This is a genomic window from Sorangium sp. So ce185 (assembly GCF_051526825.1).
Lineage (GTDB): Bacteria > Myxococcota_A > Polyangia > Polyangiales > Polyangiaceae > Sorangium > Sorangium cellulosum_D.
In genome coordinates this window covers 3,982,279-4,002,277 of sequence record NZ_CP150316.1, presented here as the reverse complement: position 1 = coordinate 4,002,277, position 19,999 = coordinate 3,982,279, and the positions used below count along the sequence as shown (strand labels likewise).

The 19,999-nt window shown below is 73.8% G+C and carries 13 protein-coding genes; 2 read left to right on the top strand and 11 right to left on the bottom strand.

Annotated elements, in window-relative coordinates:
* Positions 1-9 precede the first annotated feature (9 nt).
* The 8 genes from WMF26_RS14860 to WMF26_RS14825 all read right to left on the bottom strand — a co-directional run bounded on the left by WMF26_RS14860 (position 10) and on the right by WMF26_RS14825 (position 11,423).
* The gene (locus WMF26_RS14860) at positions 10-360 is read right to left on the bottom strand and encodes a hypothetical protein (RefSeq protein ID WP_438000862.1); all 351 of its coding nucleotides are present in this window, start codon (positions 358-360) and stop codon (positions 10-12) included.
* A 995-nt stretch (positions 361-1,355) separates the two neighbouring features.
* On the bottom strand, positions 1,356-3,014 hold the full coding sequence (locus WMF26_RS14855) for a pentapeptide repeat-containing protein (RefSeq protein ID WP_438000861.1): 1,659 nt from the start codon (positions 3,012-3,014) through the stop codon (positions 1,356-1,358).
* A gap of 11 nt (positions 3,015-3,025) precedes the next feature.
* On the bottom strand, positions 3,026-3,568 hold the full coding sequence (locus tag WMF26_RS14850) for a hypothetical protein (RefSeq protein WP_061625124.1): 543 nt from the start codon (positions 3,566-3,568) through the stop codon (positions 3,026-3,028).
* Between the two features lie 380 nt (positions 3,569-3,948).
* Positions 3,949-5,067 carry a non-hydrolyzing UDP-N-acetylglucosamine 2-epimerase gene (wecB, locus tag WMF26_RS14845; protein ID WP_061625125.1) on the bottom strand — a complete coding sequence of 373 codons (1,119 nt, stop codon included), beginning with the start codon at positions 5,065-5,067 and terminating at the stop codon, positions 3,949-3,951.
* Positions 5,068-5,155: 88 nt separating this feature from the next.
* Positions 5,156-8,002: a cation-translocating P-type ATPase gene (locus WMF26_RS14840; protein ID WP_438000860.1), complete on the bottom strand. Its 2,847-nt coding sequence runs from the start codon at positions 8,000-8,002 to the stop codon at positions 5,156-5,158.
* A 259-nt stretch (positions 8,003-8,261) separates the two neighbouring features.
* A complete protein-coding gene (locus WMF26_RS14835) occupies positions 8,262-9,035 on the bottom strand; it encodes a class I SAM-dependent methyltransferase (protein ID WP_438000859.1) in 774 nt (257 codons plus the stop codon).
* A complete protein-coding gene (locus WMF26_RS14830) occupies positions 9,032-9,982 on the bottom strand; it encodes a glycosyltransferase family 2 protein (RefSeq protein ID WP_438000858.1) in 951 nt (316 codons plus the stop codon). Before WMF26_RS14830 ends, WMF26_RS14835 begins: the two co-directional genes overlap by 4 nt.
* Positions 9,983-10,121: 139 nt before the next feature.
* Entirely contained in the window at positions 10,122-11,423 is a 1,302-nt protein-coding gene (locus tag WMF26_RS14825; RefSeq protein WP_438000857.1) for a glycosyltransferase, read from the bottom strand.
* Between the two features lie 85 nt (positions 11,424-11,508).
* On the opposite strand from WMF26_RS14825, the gene WMF26_RS14820 reads away from it, so the two are divergent.
* Together WMF26_RS14820 and WMF26_RS14815 are read left to right on the top strand one after the other, a co-directional pair.
* Positions 11,509-13,125 (top strand): oligosaccharide flippase family protein, encoded by a 1,617-nt coding sequence (locus WMF26_RS14820; protein WP_438000856.1) that lies wholly within the window; start codon positions 11,509-11,511, stop codon positions 13,123-13,125.
* Between the two features lie 434 nt (positions 13,126-13,559).
* Positions 13,560-14,549, top strand: coding sequence for a DUF4123 domain-containing protein (locus tag WMF26_RS14815; RefSeq protein ID WP_438000855.1), 990 nt, complete (start codon positions 13,560-13,562; stop codon positions 14,547-14,549).
* Between the two features lie 22 nt (positions 14,550-14,571).
* On the opposite strand, the gene WMF26_RS14810 is transcribed toward WMF26_RS14815, so the two are convergent.
* Genes WMF26_RS14810 through xseA form a run of 3 tightly spaced genes read right to left on the bottom strand, consistent with a single transcriptional unit; the run spans position 14,572 to position 19,443 of the window.
* Positions 14,572-16,746: an amylo-alpha-1,6-glucosidase gene (locus tag WMF26_RS14810; RefSeq protein WP_437946821.1), complete on the bottom strand. Its 2,175-nt coding sequence runs from the start codon at positions 16,744-16,746 to the stop codon at positions 14,572-14,574.
* On the bottom strand, positions 16,743-17,729 hold the full coding sequence (locus WMF26_RS14805) for a shikimate dehydrogenase family protein (protein ID WP_061623954.1): 987 nt from the start codon (positions 17,727-17,729) through the stop codon (positions 16,743-16,745). The genes WMF26_RS14810 and WMF26_RS14805 overlap by 4 nt, the downstream gene beginning before the upstream one ends.
* Positions 17,716-19,443, bottom strand: a complete 1,728-nt coding sequence (gene xseA / locus WMF26_RS14800) for an exodeoxyribonuclease VII large subunit (protein ID WP_438000854.1) — start codon at positions 19,441-19,443, stop codon at positions 17,716-17,718. The genes WMF26_RS14805 and xseA overlap by 14 nt, the downstream gene beginning before the upstream one ends.
* Between the last annotated feature and the right edge of the window lie 556 nt (positions 19,444-19,999).

The following is a 19,999-nucleotide window of genomic DNA, read 5'->3' as shown; positions in this document are numbered from 1 at the left end:
CGGCGAGGGTCACTTCTGCGTATCAGGTGAAGATTCGGTGCCGCGACGATCGAAGATCTTCAGAATCAACTGTGCCATCACCGGCAGCTCTTCGGGGGGCTGGCGTGTAGTTGTCCACTCCTGCACCAAGGCGGCCAACCTTCGGACGATGTCACAGTCAGCCTGCTGCACGATGAGCGTCGTCGCCACCTCTCTTGACGAAATCGCATCGAGGGCATCCCCCATCGCTCGCAGAGCCCCTAACCATTCACTTCTCGGAACCTCGGACGCCGGCGCGCCGACGTCGAGCGATTCCACGATCGCAGAGAGACAGTTAAAACCCTCGGAGAGCGCCTCCGCCACTTGCCGATCACGTGCCATTCCTCCACCCCCCCTATTTCTCAAACGTATATCGACAAAGCCAGGTTCCAAGTGGATTTATGACAGTACAATTGTCTCCATTTGAATACTGATACGAGCATGTCCACGTGGTCTTGCCACCTTTGCACCAGTACAGATCGCCGATTCCGCTGCTAGGACTGTACGGATGCGAAGCTCGATGAGCGCAGTAGGCACCGATCGCCTCACACTGCTCTACGCACGTATGGCTCGCGGGAGACGCGCAAGCAACCTGGGCTGCCGCCTCAACCGCTTCGCTGCACTCGGAACGCTCTATCGCGCCGTGCGGCTCCGGCGGCACATCACCGAAGCCTCCGCCCCCGCCGGAGGTGATGGTTCCGGCGCCGACGCCTTCACCACGACTATCCCGGAGGTAGCACTCACCCATGTCGTAGTTGCATGCGGCAACGACGCCAGAGATCAGAATCAAAAATCTCTTCATTTCGCCTCCAGTCGCAGCACTGCATGAAGCTCAACGAAGGCCCCCTCTCCTTGCGTCCGCGCACCCCCATGAACGGACTCGCCGCAACGTTGGGTTCGCCCCGATCTGGATTCCGCCTACACTCACGCCACCGCTGAAATCGAGTGCCGCTGCCTGCGCCGGAATAGAGGCGAGCACACAGGACCAGAGCAAACAGACAAACTTCGGCATCCTCGCCCGTCGCGACTACGCGCCTTTATCTGGCCCCGCGGCGACGACGCTATAGGGGGCCGCTGCGCGATGCAATGCCCACCTTAGAATCCGCCGGGGGCGGTCGAAGGGATTCGCCTATCCTGTCGGAATGATGGAACCGCCAAGGCGTCATAAGACGCCAATTTTTTGTGCTTTTCTCGGCGCCTTGGCGGGTCGAAAAGACCCCACCTTCAGCCGAAGTACCCACCACCCACCGCCGGCTCCTTGGCATCCGGCACCGCCGCCGCGGCGCAACGCCACGGGTGCGTCGGGCACTCCGCGCCGCGGCCCCCGACGCCCTTCGCTACAGCGCCCCTGCCGGCCGCGCGTCCTCGTGCGCGGAGCGCGCGGTGGCGTCCTCCGCCGGCTGCGGCCCGCGGACGGGGTGGCCGAGCAGGCACGTGCCCTCGCCGGGCAGCTCCGTCCCCGGATCGCACTCGGCGAGCTCCCAGCCGCGCGCCTGCTCGGCGTCCGTCCCGGAGAGGTCGGCGCCCCGGAGGTTCGCGGCGCTCAGATCGGCGCCCTCGAAGGTCGACTCGATCAGGGCGGCGCCCGAGAGGTCCGCCCCCACGAGGCGCGCATTCCGGAAGCTCGCCTGCGTGAGATCGGCGCGCGAGAGGTCGAGCCCTGACAGATCCAGCCCGTCGAAGCTGCGGTGGCCGCTCCGCGCGAGCAGGCGCACGGCCGCGGCCCGATGCGCGGCGTCGCCCGAGGAGAGCGTGGCGCGCAGCCGGAAGACGGCGAGGCGCGACGGGTCCAGGCCGTGGACGAGCGTCGCGGCGAGCGCGGCCAGCACGAGGCGGGCGCCGAGGGCGCGCGCGGCGCCGCGCTCGGCGCCGAAGGGCGGCAGCGCGAAGGTCAACAGCGCCGCGCCCAGCGCGCCGCCGGCGTGCGCCGCCCACAGGAGCCCGGGCGACGGGACCTTCGCCAGCGCGACCGCGGCCGCCAGGGCGAGGAGCAGCGCGCCGCCGGCGAGCGCGAGGCGGACCTCGAGCGACCGCGCGAGCAGGGGCCCGTCCGGCGCCGGGCGTGAGCCGGCGGCCACGGCGGCGCGCCGGGCCGGCAGCGGCTCGGCCGGCTCGCCGGCCCGGCGCGACGCCCCGGCGACCGCGCCGGGCCGGCGCGCGTCAGGCGAACCGGTCAGCCGCTGCGATTCGGGCGGCGCCGACATCCGTTGGGAGGACGGTGCCGCGGACAGCCGCTGCGAGTCCGGCGCCGTCCCCAACCGCTGTGATTCGGGAGGCGCCGACATCCGCTGCGAGGACGGTGCCGCGGACAGCCGCTGCGAGTCCGGCGCCGCCCCCAGCCGCTGCGAGTCCGGCGCCGCCCCCAGCCGCTGCGAGTCCGGCGCCGCCCCCAGCCGCCGCGAGTCCGGCGCCGCCCCCAGCCGCTGCGAGTCCGGCGCCGCCCCCAGCCGCCGCGAGTCCGGCGGCGCGGTGCGGCGGCTCCGCTCGGCGCTCGCCGGGGCCGCGTCCGCGCTCACGAGCGCCTCGCGCAGCGGCGACGCGAACGAGGCGACGTCGTCGAACGACGCGCCCGCGCTCGCGAGCGCCAGGATGGCCTCCTCGTCGAGGCCGGAGCGCGCGCACGCCGCCGAATCGACGCGCGCGCCCGCGAGCGAGCTCGCCGACGAGAACGAGCGCGGGAGCTTCGCCCCGCGCAGATCCGCGGCGGTGAGCAGCGCACCGCCGAGCAGCGCCCCCGAGAGATCGGCCCAGCGCAGGTCGGCGCCGGTGAGGTCGGCGTTCACGAGCGACGCCGTGTCCAGCCGCGCCCCCGCGAGGTTCGCGCCGGGGAGCTTGGCCCCGTCGAGGCGCGAGCCGGCGAGGTTCGCGCCCTGCAGATCGGCGCTGGGCAGGTGCGCGGCCGCGAGATCCGCGCCGGGGAGCTCGATCGCGGCGCTCTCACCGCCGCGGCGCGCCGAGAGGGCGCCGAACAGCCTGTGCAACGCTGAGGTATCCACGGGCGCGCCGCCTACTCGTCCGGGTCGATGGAGCCGACCGCGCTCGCGAACACCACCTGCCCGTCCTTCATGTAGCCGTCCAGCGCGAACCACGCGTGCGTGCCGTCCGCGTCGAGATCGCCTCGCGCGTAAGCGGCCCACCGCCTGTTCAGCGGCACGTCCTCCGGAAAGTGATTGACCGACACGGGCATGGGAGAGCCGCCGAGCCGATATCGATACTGGTAGGACTGAGGGTGGCTGACCTCGAATCCTAGGCACAGCCAGCCCGCCGTCGGGCTCCCGGTGTTGTAGTCCACGCCCGGGCGGGGGTCGGGCCGGTATTTGACGCCCTGTACGCGATAAAACGCGTTGGGCACCGTGACCGCATCGCTGCACAGCGGCTCGGACGCGGCGCCGTCCGACCTCGCCTGGAGGCGGTCGGCCGACGCGACAACCGCCCTGGCGATGCCCCCGATCGTCTGCTTCGCCTCGGCCGACGTGGCGAACACCAGGTATTTCGACACCCCCTGGGTGGCGAGCGCGGCCAGGAGCGCCACGAGCCCGCCCGCGAGCATCACTTCGACGAGGGTGAACCCCCGTCGTCCCCGCCCCCGAGATGCCTTATCGACTCCAGCTCGGAAATTCCTTACCACGATACACCTATAACCGGAGCCTTGCTCGCTGAACAGGCAGATCCCTGGGGGATGGGCCACAGCAAACGCCGTTTGGTCGGGTGTTGTGGGGAGCGCGGCCGTTGAGGCGGCGCGTCTCCCACGTCAGCCACAGCGAACGACGTTGGGTCGCGTGCCGTAGCGAGCGCGGCAGTTCCAGCGGCGCGCTCCCAGGGAGCCTGTGTGTGGTGTGGAGAGGCGGGGCCGGGGCGCGCGCGGCGCGCTGCGGCGGGGCGCGGCGAGCCGCTCGGAACGGCCGCGAGCGCTGCGGACGGGACGTCGGCTCAGGCGCGCGGGCCGGCGGTCTTCGGCGGCGGGTCGCCTGCGAGGAAGGCCTCGAGAGCGTCGGCGATGCGCTCGCCCGTCTTGCCGTCCCACCCCTCGGGCACCGTGCCTCGCTTGCCGCGGCCGTCGAGGATGGCGTCGACCTCGCGCGCGATGAGCGCGGCGTCGAGCGCGACGACCGTGTTGGTGCCCTGCGTCACGGTGATCGGTCGCTCGGTGCCCTGGCGCATCGTGAGGCAGGGGATCCCGAGCGCGGTCGTCTCCTCCTGGATGCCGCCGGAGTCGGTGGCGACGAGCAGCGCATTGCCCATCACGGTCACGAAATCGTCGTACCCGAGCGGCTCCATGATCCGGAGCCCCTTCGTCTCCCGGAGGCGCGACGACAGCCCGAACGACTCGGCGCGCGCCACCGTGCGCGGGTGGACGGGGAACACGGTGGGCAGGCGCTCGGCGATCGCGGTGAGCGCGTCGAGCGTCTCGGCGAGCCGCTCGGCGCTGTCGACGTTGGCGGGGCGGTGGAGCGTCGCGATGGCGTACTTCTTCGGCTGGAGGCCGAAGCGAGAGAGAGCGTCGGTCTGCCGCTTCAGCGCGTAGTGGACCGAGTCGATCATCACGTTGCCGACGAACCGGATCCGCTCCGGGGCGATGCCCTCGGCGAGCAGGTTGGGGTGGGCGTCGTGAGAGGGCGTGAGCAGGAGATCGGAGAGCTGGTCGGTGAGGACCCGGTTGATCTCCTCGGGCATGGTCCAGTCGCGCGAGCGGAGGCCGGACTCCACGTGGACGACCGGGATGCCGAGCTTCGACGCCGCGAGCGCGGCGGCCAGGGTGCTCGTGACGTCGCCGACCACGACAACCACCTTGGGCCGGTGCTCGATCAGGTCGGCCTCGGTGCCGACGAGGACCGCGGCCGTCTGCTGGGCGTGCGAGCCGCCGCCCGCCTTGAGCGTGTGATCCGGCGTCGGCAGGCCGAGGTCGCGGAAGAACACGTCGCTCATCGTCGTGTCGAAGTGCTGGCCTGTGTGGAGCAGCCGCATCGGGAGGCCGCGCGCCTTGAGGGCGCGGCAGATGGGGGCGAGCTTCATGAAGTTCGGGCGCGTCGCGGCGACGAGGTAGATCATGTCGACCGAGGAGCATGCCGCGGTATGCGGCGCGGCACCAGCGTTTTGAGGGAGCCGGGAGGGAGGCTGCGCGCGCCGAGATCCGTCGCTAGGCGCCGCGGTTCGCCACGGCGCCGTGGTTCGCCACCGCGCTCGCCACGCCGCCGACCTCGGACGCGGGCGTCTTGCGCTCGCGCTCCGCCGCCGACAGCCGCGCCCTTCGGGTGCGCCACCACCGCTCCGCGGTCATCACGGGCAGGATCGACATCGCCACCAGCGTCGACTTGACCCACGCGTCGAGCGAGAGCGGCGCCGAGCCGAACAGCGTGTGCATGAACGGCGCGTAGACGAAGCAGAGCTGCAGCGCGAGGAGCGCGCCGATGCCCACGTAGACCCAGGGGTTCGTGAAGAGCCCGATCTTCAGCATCGAGTCGCGCAGCGTTCGGCAGTTGAGCACGTAGAAGATCTGGAACAGCACCACCGTCGTGACCGCCGCGGTCTGCGCCTCGCGGTAGGCGACGTCCGAGACGACCCCGCCGCGCACCTCGGTGGAGTACTCGTAGAAGAACAGCCCGATCGCGCCCGCCGTCATGAGCACCGCGACGATCGCCGTGCGCACGAGGACGAACCGGCTCAGGATCGGCTCGCTCGGATCGCGGGGCGGGCGGCCCATGACGTCCTTCTCCATCGCCTCGAACGCGAGCGGCAGGGACAGCGCCACCGTGGCCACCAGGTTGACCCAGAGGATCTGGACGGCCGTGATCGGCATGAGCGGCGCGCCCCCGACGATCGGGAACGTCATCACCGCCACGAGCAGGATCAGCGCCTCGCCCAGGTTCGTCGGCAGCACGAACGCGAGCGCCTTGACCAGGTTGTCGTAGACGCGGCGCCCCTCCTCGACCGCCGCCCGGATGCTCGCGAAGTTGTCGTCCGTCAGCACGACGTCGGCGGACTCCTTCGACACCGCCGTCCCCGTGATCCCCATCGCCACGCCGATGTTCGCCTGCTTCAGCGCCGGCGCGTCGTTCACGCCGTCGCCCGTCATGGCGACGACCTTCCCCTGCGCCTGCAGCGCCCTCACCAGGCGGAGCTTGTGCTCCGGCGCCACGCGGGCGAACACGTTCGTCGACGCCGCCGCCGCGCGCAGCTCGTCGTCCGACAGCCGCGCGAGCTCCGTGCCGTTCATCGCCCGCCCGCCCTCGCTCACGAGCCCGAGTTGCTGGCCGATCGCCCGCGCGGTCGCCAGGTGATCGCCCGTGATCATCTTCACCGTGATCCCGGCCTCATGGCACGCCTTGATCGCGTCGATCGCCTCCGGGCGCGGCGGGTCGATCATCCCCTCGAGGCCGAGGAGCGCGAACCCCTCCGCGAGGTGCGCCTCGTCGAGCGACGCCGCGCCGCGCTCCGCGGGCCGCGACGCGACCGCGAGCACCCGCATGCCCTGCGCCGCCATCCGCTCGACCTGCGCCATCGCCTGGGCCCGCTCCGCCTCGCCGATCGCGGCGCAGCCGAGCACCGCCTCGGGCGCCCCCTTCATGAAGATCACCCGCTCTCCGCCGGGCGCCTCGTGGAGCGTCGCCATGAGCTGCCGCTCGGACGAGAAGGGCACGGCGTCGATGCGGGGGTACTCCCGCCGCGTCCCGTCGACGTCCACGCCGAGCTTCTGCGCCGCGACAACGAGCGCGCCCTCGGTCGGATCGCCCTCGATGCCGCACGCCTCGCCGTCGCGCGTCATGCGCGCGTCGTTGCAGAGCAGCCCCGCGCGGAGCAGCGCGCGCGCCGCCTCGGGCACCTCGCCGGCCGTGGCGCCGCCGCGGCGGAGCTCGCCGGCCGGCGCGTAGCCGACGCCGGTCACCTCGAGCGCCTCGTCCGCGCCCTCGCCGGACGCTCCGGCGGACGGCGTCCACAGGGCGCGGACCGTCATCTCGTTGCGGGTCAGCGTCCCGGTCTTGTCGGAGCAGATGACGCCCGTGCTGCCCAGCGTCTCGACCGCGGGCAGCTTCCGGATCACCGCCCGGCGCCGCGCCATCCGCTGCACGCCGATGGCGAGCGAGATGGTGATGATCGCGGGCAGCCCCTCCGGGATCGCGGCGACCGCCAGCGAGATGCCGGCGAGCATCGCGTCGACCGGCGGGTAGCCCCGGAGCAACGCGACCCCGACGATGAGCAGCGCGACCGCCACGATCGCGATCGTCAGCACGCGGCCCACCTTGGCCATCGAGCGCGTGAGCGGCGTCTCGATCTCGGTCGCCTCGTGGAGCATCGACGAGATGCGCCCGAGCTCGGTCGCGGCGCCGGTGGAGATGACGACGGCGGTGCCCGTGCCGCTCGTCACGAGCGTCCCGCCGAAGGCGAGGTTCTTGCGGTCGCCGACGCCGGCGTCCTCGGGGACGACCGCGACGTGCTTGTCGGAAGGGACCGACTCGCCGGTGAGCGCCGACTCGTCCACGTGGAGGTTCTTCACCGAGAGCAGCCGCGCGTCGGCGGGGACCTTGTCGCCGGCCTCGAGCACGACCACGTCCCCGGGGACCACGTTCGCCGCGGGGATCACGCTCCGCTGGCCGCCGCGCACGACCGTGGCCGTCTGCGGCACCATGTCGACGAGCGCCTCGATCGCCTTGCCCGCGCGGAGCTCCTGCACGAAGCCGATGGCCGTGTTGAGCACCACGACGGCCAGCACGACCGCGCCGTCGATCGCCTCGCCCATCGCCATCGCGAGGGCCGCCGACGCGAGCAGCACGTAGATGAGCGGGTCGTTGACCTGACGGAAGAGCAGCTTGAGCGCGCTGTCGCCCTTGGCGCGCTGGATCACGTTGGGCCCGACCTCCTCGAGCCGCCGCGCGGCCTCGTCGTCTGCGAGGCCCGCCTCGGCGCTCTCGATCTTGGAGAGCGCATCGCCGGCAGACAGGTTGTGCCAGGCGATCGCGGCCGATGGGGGGAGGACGCGTTGGGACATGGAGTCATCTCCTGCGGTGTGCAGCCGCGCTGTGCGCGCTGCGCTCACCGGCTATGGCAGCCTCATGTCACGTGGTTCGCACGTGATTGCGGCGTTGTCGGCACGTCCCATGCCAGCGCCGCGCCGGGCTGTTCAGCATCCCGGCCAGCTTCAACCGAGCGTCGAGCAGGACCTTTTCTCCCCGGTGGGGAATTTTGCCTCGCACCGGAAGCCGCGTTTTCCCGCGTCCGCTCCGGGTCGGAGCGCTTTGTTCCCGGGGCTAGCCGCGCGCGTAGGCGAAGGTCCCGTCGATGTTGAGCAGCCCCGTGGCCTGGACGAGCTCGGCCACGGTCACCCCGAAGCGCTGGACGAGCCGGTCGGCGACCTCGCGGCGGAGGATGTCCCTGCGGAAGACGCGCAGCGGGCGCGGGGCGAAGTACCCCTCCAGCTCCGCGAACGTCAGGCGCTGGTACGCGGCGGTGCCGGGGATGGGGCGCCGCGAGACGACGTCGTAAAAGAAGAAGATGCCGCCCGGCCGGAGCAGGCGGAGCGCCTTGTCCATGAGCCCGCGCTTGAGCTCCGCGTTCGTGACCGACGACAGGACGGCGAACATCATCACCATGTCGAACGGGCCGCCGACGTCGGCCTGCAGGAAGTCGCCCGCGACGAAGCGGATGCCGGCGAAGCGCGAGCGCGCGAGCTCGGTCCGCTGCGCGACGAGGTCGATGCCGGTGAGGCGCGACGGATCCGCGCCGAGCTCGACCAGCCACGCCAGGTTGGAGCCCGACCCGCAGCCCACGTCGAGCACCGACATCCCGCGCAGGGCCTCGGGCGTACGCACGCCGCACTCGACAAGCGCCTCGCGCACGCGGCGCTGCCGCTGCCGCGCGACGAGGTACGGGTGGGCGTTGAGCAGGCTCGCCCACGGGTTCGCGGGCAGGAAGCGCTCGGTGTAGTGCTTGCTGATCGCCTCGAGATCCCGCTCGAAACCGCCGTCCTCGCCCATCGGCCCGCCTCCCTCTCCCGCCCGCGCGGCGCCGGCCTGCGCCGTCATGGCTGCCCCACCGCCCACCCCGGCAGGCGCAGGACCCCCCAGCGCACCGCCTTGAGCAACCCGAGCGCCACCGTCTGCTCCACCGTGAGCGGGCGCTGCGGCTTCCGCCGCGCGAGGTAGTCGTCGAGGTAGCGCAGGAACTCGGGATCCGGCTCCATGCCGCCGACCTCGCGCCGGATGCGCCGGTACTTGCGCGTCTTCCAGATGAAGTTCTCCCAGCTGTCGAAGTAGTCGTGCCGCATCAGGAGATCCGGCACGTAGACGACCCGCATGTCGGGGAACGCCCTGGCGATGCGGTAGACCAGGTAGACCCCCTCGGCGCCGTAGAACTGATCCGGAAAGCCCCCGGTCTCGAGGTAGACGCCGCGCCGGATCGCCATGTGCCCCTCGGTCGCGAGGACGTCGTCGATCATGTCGTCGCCGCGGTCGTAGTGCCCCGCGAGCGTGCAGAAGTAAGGGTGCTCCTTGGGGATGATCCGGCCGCGCATCGCCGCGATGCGCGCGTCCTCGAAGACGCGGCAGACGACCTCGACGAACGTCGGCGCGATCAGGCCGTCGTCGTCGATGAAGGCGACGTGCTCGCCCCGCGCCCAGGCGATGGCCGCGTTGCGCGCGGCGTTCAGCGGGATGCCGTCGGTCAGGCGGAGCTCGACGTCGACGAGCGGCGCGGAGCGCGGCCTGAGGTGCTCGATGCCGCCGCTGTCGGCGAGCAGGATCTCGTACGGCACGTCGAGCGCCGCCGTCTGGCCGCGCGCGTGCTGGAGGCACTCGATGAGGTAGTCCTTCGCCTTGTACGAGATGATGATCAGCGTGAGCTTCGGCGACGGGACCTCGCGCCGCACGATGAGCTCCTTCACCTCGGGCGCGTACTTCGCGCGCCACGCCTCCTGGAGGGCGCGCTCGCCCTCGGGGAGCCCCGCTCGATCCTTGGGAAGATGGTCAGGCATCGCGGCTCGCATGCCACGGCGGCCGCCGCGCAGGCAAGGACGTCGAGCGGGCGCCGCTCGAGAAAGGCCGGCGCGGGTTGCCGCCGCGCGCGGCGGCAACGCGAGGAAGGACGGCGCCGCGCCCGCTCCGCGCGCGGCGTCAACCCGCGCCGCGCGCCGCGACCTCCTCGAAGAGCCGCGCGAGCGCGCCCGCCGCTGCGCGCGCGCTCAGCCCGGCGAGCGCCGCGCCGTCGGGCTCGACGAGCGGCCGCCCGGCCGCGCGCGCGTCGACGGCGTCCTCGATGCGGCGCTCGATCGCGGCGGCGTCGCCGGCCGCGTGCGTCCAGCCGAGGCGCGTCGCCTCGAGGATGCGCGCGACCTCGGGGGACGGCGAGACCGCGAGCACCGGCGCGCGCGCGAGGAGGTAATCGTAGAGCTTGCCGGGCAGGAGGTACGGCTCGTCGCCGAAGCCGGTGAGCAGCGCGAGGTCGGCGCCCGCGACGAGGCCGAGCCCCTCGGCGTACGGCAGGACCGCGCGGTGCTCGAAGAGCCGCGACACGCCGAGCTCCTCGGCGAGGCGGAGATCGCTCCCCGCGACGCGACCCAGGTTGAGCAGCCGGATCGCGCCCGGGCCGAGCGACCGCCGGCGCGCGACGGCCGCGAGCGCGCGGACGAACGGCGCGAGCGTGCGCTCGCTGTAGCAGTTGCCGAAGTGCACGAGCGTCACCGCCCCGTCGCGCCGCGGCGCGACCGCCGCGTCCGGGTCGAAGCCGGTCCGGATCGACGCGACGCGGCGCGCGATGCCCCGCGCGACGTACGCGTCGCGGGTCATCTCGGACGTCACCGTGAGCGCCGCGGCCGCGCCCACCGCGGCCCGCTCGACGAGCGCCACCGCGGCGCGGACCCACGCGGGCCGCGTCGCCATCACCGGACCGAACGACCACGGATCGCGGAAGTCGACGACGACCGGCCGGCCGACGGCCCTGCCGGCGAGCAGCCCCGCGAGCACCGTCTCCCACGGCGCCCCGGTCGCGAAGATCACCTCGGCGGAGGCCTCGCGGGCGAGGCGCGCGATGCGGGCCGCGAGGGCCGGGATGCGGCCCGCGTCCGGGCCGATCACCCGGACGTAGCGGAGCTCGGCGGCGACGCGCGCGAGCCCCCTCCGGCGCGCGACCGGCAGCGGCGCCTCGGTCGGCGCCTCCACGGTGCCGTCGGAGCCGAGCGCGCGGCGCGGCATGCGCGCGAGCTCGGCGTCCGTGAGGTAGTCGCGGCGCACGTCGCAGGCCGGCAGGTCGGCCTCCGCGAACGACGGATCCAGCCGCTCGCCGGGAGGCGGCCTCGCCGTGAGCACCGTCGCCGCCCAGCCGTGCTCCGGCAGAAATTTCGCGAAGCGGTACGCGCGCTTACCGCCGACGCTGAACCGCGGGGGAAAGTAGTAGCTCACGAGGAGCGCGCGCCTCATCGCCGCGCCTATATCACGGCCGAGCGGGGCCCCGCGCGCCCGCCGCGGGAGGCCGCTCCGCCCGCGCATGTGCTACCGAGCCGCCATGCGGGACGAGCAGCCCACCCCGGTCGAGCCGAGCGCGCCCCCGCGTGCGCCCGAGGCCGCGGGGGCCGCGCGGGTGGCCGACGGCGCGCCGCCCCCCGCCGAGGCGCAGGGCGCGTCGCTCGCCGACCGGATCGGGATGATCGTCGGCGGGCAGTTCGTGAACACGCTCATCGTCCTCGTGCAGGGCGTCGTCGTGGTGCGGCTGCTCGGCAAGTCCGAGTACGGCGCGCTCGCCTTCGCGACGATGCTGTTCATGACGGGGCGCGATCTCGCGCAGCTCTACCTGCCGGAGTCGTTCCTCTATTTCGCGCCCAAGGTGACCCGCCCCGAGCTCAAGGGGCTGGTGCGGCAGAGCCTGCTGCTCCTGCTCGGCCTCGGGGCCCTCTCGGCGCTCGCCTTCGCGGGCTTCGCCCTCGTCCCCGGCGTCTTCCTCGACGTCCGCGAGGGCGCGACGCCGCTCCTCCTGCTCATCGGCCTGATGAGCGTGATCGCCTACCCCGCGAGCGTCTTCGGCCCGCTCTTCATCGCCACGAACAACCACCGCAAGTCGGCGGGCGTCGCGCTGGTCGTCACGCTCTCGACCGCGGCGGGCGCGATCGTCCCCGCCGCGCTCGGCTGCTCGGTGGCGTGGATCCTGGCCGCCCAGTGCGCGGCGCAGGCGCTCCGGCTCGGGCTCTCGTACCGGCTGTACGCGCGGCTGTTCGGGGACGTCGCGGCGGCGCCTTTCCCCGGCGGCGTCCGGGCCCAGCTCGCGTACGCGCTCCCGCTGTCGGTGACCCGCTTCGCCGGCCTCTTCAACCAGAAGCTCGACAAGTTCGTCATCGGCCTCTTCTTCAGCGCCGGGCTCTACGCCGAGTTCGCCGTCGGCTCGCAGGAGCTCCCGCTCGTCGGCGTCCTCGCCTACTCCGTCGCCTCCACGATGCTCCCGGACCTCGTCGCCCGCTTCGAGGGCGGGGCGACGCCCGCGCAGGGCGCGCGGGCCGCGATCGCGCTGTGGCACTCGGGGATCCGCAAGACGACGCTGATCATGCTCCCGGTGGCGGCGTTCCTCCTCCTGTTCGCCGAGCCGCTCATGCGCACCGTCTACGGCGACGCGTACGCCGGCGCCGCGGTCCCGTTCCGCATCTACTCCACGCTCCTGCCGCTGCGCGTGACGGCGTACGCCATCGTGCTGATGGCGTTCGGGAAGACGTCGATGATCCTGCGGATCCAGGTGCTGTCCATGGTGTTCAACACCGCGGCGAACCTGGTCCTCCTCCCGACGCTCGGCATGGTCGGCGCGCCGCTCTCGGCCGTCCTGACCCAGGCGCTCGGGATCGTCGTCATGGTCGCGACCATCGCGCGCCTCTCCGGGGTCGGCCTGCGCGGCGTCTTCCCGTGGCGCCACTACGGGCGCGTCGCGGCCACCGCGCTCGTCGCCGCGGCGCCGCTCACCGCGTTCCTCGTCACGGGCGCGGTCGACGAGCGCCCCGCGCTCTGCCTCGCGCTCGGCGCCCCCCTCTACGCGGGGCTCTACCTCGTGGCCGCGTGGGTCACCGGCGTGCTCGCCCCCGAGGACCGCGCGTTCGTCGCGCGCTGGCTCCGCCTCGAGCCGCTGCGCAGCCGCCATGGCTGACGCGCCCGCGAGCTCGACGCCCTCCCCGCGCTGCGGGCTTGAGGTCGGCGACCGCCGCCACCATCCATCCACGATGCTTCCCGCAGGGCGAATATGGCGAACATGACCGGCGCCGCCGCAACCAGGCTCTGCCACATCCCCTCGAGGCGCTCGGCGCGCGCGCGACGACCACCGCTGCAGGCCTCGACGACGAGGCTCGGGCGATCGACCTGGCCGCTCGAACCACGGTTCCCCACGTTCGCTGTCTCGGGCGGCAAACAGCGGATCCGGATGTGGAATCGGCGCAGGCTGCCAGGATATGTGGGCAGCCTGGAAAGGCTGGCAGTCGTCCGATGGCCCCTCTCGTGGCTCCCGGCTTCGTGTGGATTTCCCGTCGATCGGTGTTCTAGGCTTACTCGCCGGCCTCATCGGCGCCTTGTGCGATGGAGACGACCATGAGCGAAGACCAGGAAGCCGGATTCGTCCTCCGGGTCATCTCGGGCCCCCTGGCCGGACAGACCGCGCACATCCCTGGCGACCGTCCGCTGCTCGTCGGCCGCGCGCCCGAATCGGATCTCTCCATCTCGAGCGACGGCGAGCTCTCTGCCCTGCATTTCTCGGTCGAGCAGATCGACGGCAGCTACCTGCTCCGCGACCTGGGGAGCCGCAACGGCACGCAGGTCAACCGCGAGCGCGCGCGCGAGGTGTCGCTCCGGGACGGCGACGAGATCCGCGCGGGGGCGACCCTGTTCGCGGTGGTTCGCCACGTGCCGAGCCGCCGCTATGCGCCGACAGAGCCGGCCCCGCCCTCGCGGCGGGCGCGGACCGAGCCGGTCCCGTCCTCGCGGCGGGCGCGGACCGAGCCGGTCCCGTCCTCGCGGCGGGCGCGGAGGACCGGGATCCCCACGACCGGCTCGCCGTTCACCGCGTCGGCGCGGGCGCGGCTGCGGGAGGAGCGCTCGCCGCTCTTCGCGGTGGTCGACGCCGCCCGCGATCCGCGCATCCGGCTGCTCCTCGGCGAGGCGGGCGAGCAGACCGCCTCGCTCTACACCGGCTTCCAGGGCGAGATCCTCGCGGACGTCGGCCCCACGCTCGTGCACCTCCCGCCGGGGTCGACCCTGCTCGACGCGCTCGTCGACTGCGGCTGGGGCGACAGCTGGGGCGTCTTCCTGACGAGCAACCGCCCGTTCGGCGACGTGCGGAAGCACCTCCGCCGCTTCCTCCTGGTCGAGAGCGGCACGGGCAAGCAACAGTACTTCCGGTTCTACGACCCGCGCGTGCTCCGCGGCTTCTTGCCCACGTGCGGTCCGCGCAAGCTCGAGGCGCTGTTCGAGGAGATCGAGGCCTTCGCGATGGAGGCCGAGGATCCGGGCAAGCTGCTGCGCTTCACCGCGCAGGGCGGCAAGGCGATCCGCGAGGAGGCGGCGCTCGAGCGAGGGAGCTGAGGGCGGCGGAGGCGCCGGGCGTTCAGCGCGGCGCGCCCCCGTCCTGAGTGGGCAGGTCCCAGGCGATCACGCGCAGGAGCTCCGCCACGCTGAACGCTTGAGCGAAGCTGCCGCCGGGGTGGTGCGGCGCCTCCCCGGAGGCGACCTCGGGCACCTGGCCGAGCGCGATCTCGTTCGCGGCCGCCGACGTCACCAGCCTGTGGAGCAGCGGGAGGACGTGCTCCCCGAGCGTGGAGAAGTGCCGGGCGGCGCGCGCGTAGAACCCGAGCAGAAACGGCCAGACCGTGCCCTGGTGATAGGCGGCGTCCCGCGCCTCGGGGCCCCCCTGGTACCGGGGCGCGTAGGCCGGATCGGCGGGCGAGAGCGTCCGCACGCCGGCGGGGGTCACGAGCTCCAGGCGGGCCCGCTCGAGCAGCGCCGAGGCCTGCTCCGGCGTGAAGCAGGCGGGATCCACGGCCACGGCGATCACCGCGTTGGGGCGGATCGACGCGTCGCGGAACGCGCCCTCCCCCTCCGCGTCCTCCGAGATGACGTCGTACGGGTAGCTGGTCTCCTCGCACCAGAAGCGGGCGGCGAAGCCCCGGCGCGCCGCGCTCGCGGCCGCCTCCGCGCGCTCCGCGAGGCGATCGTCGCCGGCGGCCCGCGCGAGGCGCGCGAGCGTCTCCGAGCCCTTCGCCCACAGCGCCGTGAGCTCGACCGGGCAGCCCGCGCGCGGGGTGACCGCGCGGCCCGCGACGCGCGCGTCCATCCACGTGAGCCCGTCGATCGCGCCCTCGCCGCGGCGGCCCGCGGCGAAGAGGCCGTCGGCCGTGACGTGGATGCCGTTGCGGGTCCCGCGCAGGGCGGCCTCGAAGGCGTCGCGGAGCGCGGCGAGCAGCTCGCCCGTGACGAACGGGTGCGCGTCGCCGATCGCGTCGGCGAGCAGGCGGGCCGCCTCGAACAGCCAGAGGGTGGCGTCCGCCGCGTGGAAATCCGGGGGCTCGCCCGCGTCGGGGAGCCGGTTCGGCACGAGGCCGTCCTGCATGGAGTCGATGATGGCGCGGAGGACGCGGATCGCCCCCTCGGTCTTGCGCGGCACGAGGTAGAGGCCGGGCAGGGAGATGAGCGCGTCGCGGCCCCACACCTCGAACCACGGGTAGCCCGCGATGACGCCGGGCCGCGCGGCCGCGTCGGCGCGGAACGCCTCGGCGGCGATGCAGAGCCGCCGCTCCAGGAGCGGCCGCCGGGGCCCCGGGTCCTCGGCGCGGATCGCCGCGCTCGCCGCGGCGAGCAGGTTCTCCGGCTCGTCCTCGGGCAGCGCGCCCACCGCCACGAGCAGGTGCACGGGCTCGGGGCCGATCACCGTCTCGAAGTGGCCCGGCGTCCAGAGGTCCTCGAGGAAATCGAGGCCGCGATCCTGCTCGCCGAGGTACTCGAAGCGGCGCCACCAGTCCTGCGAGCCGACGAACGTGCCCTGGTAGCGGAAGCAGATCCGCGGCAGCGCGCGGTTCGGCTGCACCCGGACCTCGCCGATCGAGGGGCTGTGTCGCCCCGCGCCGGCCTCGCCGCGCGCGGCGCCGGCGCGCAGCTCGACCTTCTGGGAGATGCCGCCGTTCTCGCGGAGCAGCTGGTGCATGTGGCGCGCGGCGAGGAGCGGGCGCAGCGTCAGCATCACCGGATCCGCCCCGCTCCAGGCGTAGCGCAGGACGGCGGCGTTCTCGCCGCGCACGAGGCCGAGCGTCACCTCGAGCTCGCCGCCCGGGAGGGCGTACGCCCAGCGCGGGAGCGGATCCTGATCGAAGCGCTCGAGATAGAACGAGCCGTTCTCCGGGTCGATGCCCGGGAACTGGTGCTTGGCGAGGTCCCACCGCGGCCACGCCGCCCGGCGCTCGGTCGGGGCGCCCTGCTGCCGGATCGGGCGGACGCTGGCGTCGACGTGCGAGAGCATCACGTGCCGGCGCCGCGGCGGGTCGAGCGCCGCGACGAGCAGCCCGTGGTAGCGGCGCGTGTGCATGCCGGCGATCGTCGAGCTCGCGTAGGCGCCCGCCCCGTTCGTGTGCAGCCACTCCTTGCGCGCGATCGAGAGCTGGCCGCGCACCTCGACGTGGGGCCACGGCGACGCGTGCTCCAGCGCGGCGCCGTGGGCGCGCGAGGCCGCGGGCGCGGACGAGAAGGCTTCGTGAGGCGGAGCGTACCTCCGGGATCCGTCAGAGCTCATCGACCGCCGGTGGCCTTCCTGAGCGAGTCCTCGGCGGCGGCGCGCATCACCTCGACCGGCGCCGGGAGGCCGGTCCAGAGCGTGAAGGACTGCGCCGCCTGGCCGACCAGCATGCCGAGCCCGTCGGACGCGCGGAGCCCTCGCTCGCGCGCCATGCGGAGGAACGGCGTCACCGGCGGGTTGTAGACGACGTCGTAGAGGCAGGCGCTCGGCGAGAGCGAGTCCCACGGGATGATGCGGGTGACCTCGTCGCCGGGCGGCCCCCCGAGCATGCCGGCGCTCGTGGCCTGGATGATCAGGTCGGCGGCGACGGCGAACTCGCTCCAGTTGAGCCGCAGCGCCACCGAGGACTTGCTGCTGATCGACCGCTCGGTCGGGATCGGCCAGGGCGCCGTGAGCGCGCCGAGCTCGGACGCGCGCTGCCCCGCGGGCGACTCCAGCATCTCCTCGGTGCTCGTCCACGACCGGGTGGTCACGCTGATGAGGTGGTAGCCGAGCATCTTGCAGGCGGCGATCGCCGCGAACGCCGCGCCGCCCGCCCCGATGATCAGCGCGCGCTGGCGCGGGCTCGAGGGCGCGCCGCCTCGCCCCGCCGGATCGTCGCCCTGGGGCGGGGCGGATCGCAGGAGCAGGTCGAGCTCGTCGCGGAGCGCGATCACGTCGGTGTTGTGCGCGGTCACGCGCCGCGGCTCGGCCGCGCAGAGGACGTTCGCGACGCCGACGTCGGCCGCGCTCGAGTCCACGTCGTCGACCATCGACATGATCGCGCGCTTGTGCGGGATGGTGACGTTCGCGCCCGCGATGAGGCCGCTCCGGATGTCGCTGACGAAGCGCGCGAGCTCCGCGCCGGTGGGCACGTCGAACGCGCTGTAGATGTGGGGCAGCTGGTGGGCCCGAAACGCGGCCGAGTGCATGGCCGGCGAGACCGAGTGGCCCACCGGGTGCCCGACCAGACCGAACATTCGCCGCTCAGGGTTCGACATGACGCCTCTCCTCCGGGCCGGCCTCCGCTCCGCCCTGCCCCGCCGAGACCTGGCCCGAGGCGCCCGCGCGACCGAAGGCCGGGGCGCGCTCGTCGGCCGCGAAGCCGAGCCCGAGCTGCTCGCACGCGGGCGCGCCGGGCTGCGCCCTGCGCCTCGGCGCGCGGCCGGCCGCCGGGGCGCGCGGCCCGCCGCTCTGGCGCGCGGGCGGGGCGGGCGCCGCCGCCTCGGCCGGCGCGGGCGCCGCCGGCGCCGGGGGCGCGCCTCGCTCGACGAGCGGCTCGTCCGGCCCCGCGGTGGCCACGACCCGCGCGAGCAGCGCGCCGTGGTGCACGCGCACCGTGATGGGATCGCCCGGCGCGACCTCGCGGTGATCGCGGACCGCGCGGCCCGACGGGTCGGTCGCGATGGCGTAGCCGCGCGCGAGCACGCGGAGCGGCGACATCGCCTCGAGCCGGGCGACATCGCTCGCGAAGCCCTCCCGGAGCAGGGCGACGTGGCGGCGCGCGGCGGCGGACAGGCGCACCGACAGCGGCCTGAGCGCGCCGCGCGCGCCGGCGAGCACCGCGCGCGGGTGGCGCGCGGCGAGCCTGCGCTCGAGGCGCTGGAGCCCGGCGCGGTCCTCCACGAGGATACGCTCCATCCGGCGCCGGAGCCTCGCGACGGCGTCGTCGATCCGCTGCTGCGGCTCGGCCAGGATCTGCGCGGGCGAGCCGAGGCGGGCGCGCTGCCGGTCGACGTCGGCCCGCGCTGCCCTGAGCCGGTGGGCGATCGCGCGGCGCATGCGGGCCTCGAGGTGCTCCAGCGCCGCGCGGCGCGCGGCCGCGTCCGCGACGAGCATCTCCGCCGCCTGCGACGGGGTGGCGGCGCGCGCGTCGGCGGCGAGGTCGGTCAGCGCGACGTCGATCTCGTGCCCGACCGCGCTCACGATCGGCACGCGCGCGGCCGCCACCTTCCGGACGACGATCTCCTCGTTGAACGCGCTGAGGTCGTCGGCCGAGCCGCCCCCGCGCCCCACGATGATCACCTCGATGCCCGGGAACTCCTCGAGCAGCGCGATCGCGCGGACGATCCGCTGCCCCGCGCCGGCGCCCTGCACCGGCGTGCGCGCGAGGATCAGCCGGGCGGCGCCGCGGCGGAACGCGACGGTCACGATGTCGTGGATCGCCGCCCCGTCGCCGCTCGTGACGACGCCGATGATCTGCGGATCGACCGGCAGCTTGCGCTTGCGCTCCGGCGCGAAGAGCCCCTCGGCGGCGAGCTTCTCCTTGAGGCGGAAGAGCGCCTCGAGGAGCGCGCCGCGGCCGGCGAGGCGCGCGTCGTCCGCGCAGAACTGGAGCCGGCCGCGCGGCACGTAGACCGTGGCGCGGCCCGTGAGCACGACGCGGGCGCCGTCGGCGAGCAGCTTGCGCGCGCGCGGCGCGGCGGTCCGGTACATCACGCAGTCGATCGCCGCCTCCTCGCTCTCGTCCTTGAGCGTGAAGTAGGCGTGGCCGCTGCCCACGACGCGCAGGCCCGAGATCTCGCCCTCGACGCGCACGTCGGCCGTCGAGCCCTCGAGGATCCGCTTCAGCCGGCGATCCAGCTCCGCGACCGAGACCACCTCCGGCTCGGCGCCCCTCTGCCGGCGCGAGGTCGGCGGGCTCGTGAGCTCGCGAGGCTCGGCGGCGGGAGGGGCCGCAAACGAGAGCTCGGGCGGGATATCGCGGCGCTGCACAGGGCAGACCTACCCTTTTGCTCGGCCTGGGGAAAGACTCTCGCGGGCCTGATCCCGCGTCGGGCCGCGACGAAGAACGCGCGGCTCCAGGTGGAGCACCCCACCGCCGAGTGGACGACCGGCGTCTGGATCGCGCGGCGTCATCCCGCGCGTACGGCCGGCTGCTGCCGAGCACGCCGTCGCGGGCATCCGGAAGAGCCTCGCTTTTGACGGGATCTCCTCTCGCGCCCTGAGTTCCAGGCCGCGCGCCGGCGACGCGGGCTCCGCCGACGAGCCCCCGCGGAGCGCTGCGGCGACCGCCGCGGAGCGCTGCGGCGACCGCCGCGGAGCGCTGCGGCGACCACCGCCGTACCGTGACGACGAGGCCTCGCTCGTCGCCGCGCGCGCCGTCGGGGCTGCAGGCCGAGCCCCGCCTGCTCGCCCAGCGGCCCTCGATCTGCTTCGCCGCGAGCGTCGCGGCCTGCTTCACCGCGACGCTCGCGGCGCGTCGCCCATCACGTTCAGGCGAAGCCCGCGCGGGAGCCCTGCGATGCCTCCCGCCCGTCAGGCGGCGCCG

What these genes read in the sequence shown, in the direction of transcription:
- WMF26_RS14860 (WP_438000862.1), bottom strand. Translation starts at nt 360, where the DNA reads ATGGCACGTGATCGGCAAGTGGCGGAGGCGCTCTCCGAGGGTTTTAAC.
- WMF26_RS14850 (WP_061625124.1), bottom strand. Translation starts at nt 3,568, where the DNA reads ATGCTCGCGGGCGGGCTCGTGGCGCTCCTGGCCGCGCTCGCCACCCAG.
- wecB (WP_061625125.1), bottom strand. Translation starts at nt 5,067, where the DNA reads ATGATCTACCTCGTCGCCGCGACGCGCCCGAACTTCATGAAGCTCGCC.
- WMF26_RS14840 (WP_438000860.1), bottom strand. Translation starts at nt 8,002, where the DNA reads ATGTCCCAACGCGTCCTCCCCCCATCGGCCGCGATCGCCTGGCACAAC.
- WMF26_RS14835 (WP_438000859.1), bottom strand. Translation starts at nt 9,035, where the DNA reads ATGACGGCGCAGGCCGGCGCCGCGCGGGCGGGAGAGGGAGGCGGGCCG.
- WMF26_RS14830 (WP_438000858.1), bottom strand. Translation starts at nt 9,982, where the DNA reads ATGCCTGACCATCTTCCCAAGGATCGAGCGGGGCTCCCCGAGGGCGAG.
- WMF26_RS14825 (WP_438000857.1), bottom strand. Translation starts at nt 11,423, where the DNA reads ATGAGGCGCGCGCTCCTCGTGAGCTACTACTTTCCCCCGCGGTTCAGC.
- WMF26_RS14820 (WP_438000856.1), top strand. Translation starts at nt 11,509, where the DNA reads ATGCGGGACGAGCAGCCCACCCCGGTCGAGCCGAGCGCGCCCCCGCGT.
- WMF26_RS14815 (WP_438000855.1), top strand. Translation starts at nt 13,560, where the DNA reads ATGAGCGAAGACCAGGAAGCCGGATTCGTCCTCCGGGTCATCTCGGGC.
- WMF26_RS14810 (WP_437946821.1), bottom strand. Translation starts at nt 16,746, where the DNA reads ATGAGCTCTGACGGATCCCGGAGGTACGCTCCGCCTCACGAAGCCTTC.
- WMF26_RS14805 (WP_061623954.1), bottom strand. Translation starts at nt 17,729, where the DNA reads ATGTCGAACCCTGAGCGGCGAATGTTCGGTCTGGTCGGGCACCCGGTG.